2 tRNA genes are annotated in these 393 nt (G+C 53.4%); both read right to left on the bottom strand.

Annotated elements, in window-relative coordinates:
* Positions 1 to 54 precede the first annotated feature (54 nt).
* A tRNA-Tyr gene (locus AC1RP1_RS07970) sits at positions 55 to 145 on the bottom strand.
* 131 nt (positions 146 to 276) lie between these two features.
* Positions 277 to 365: transfer RNA gene (locus AC1RP1_RS07975), tRNA-Ser, on the bottom strand.
* Positions 366 to 393 lie beyond the last annotated feature (28 nt).

Here is a 393-nt window from a genome sequence, read left to right on the forward strand (position 1 = left end):
GATAACAACCTTGCCGTAGAGAGGCGTAATTGCCATTTAGGATTCCTAAGAAACTGGTGGAGTCGGGATGGATTCGAACCTCCGCGTCCCGCTAGGGGAACGGGCTCTACAGGCCCGCGCCTTCGACCAACTCGGCCACGACTCCAGTGAATTAAAATTGGTGATTGTGGGGGAGACTCGAACAACCACAGCGTCCGGCAACTCAAGTAGAGCGCCAGACACGATTCACGTACGGGCTACCTATTTTTACCCGCATACTGCACAATCACCAAAACTTGGCGGAAGCGGTGAGATTCGAACTCACGGAGGACAAAGCCCTCGCCGGTTTTCAAGACCGGAGCCTTAAACCACTCGGCCACACTTCCATTGTTCTGCTTATTTACTATCGCGAGG

Source organism: Dellaglioa sp. CoH-56-MRSF-13 (genome assembly GCF_056782095.1).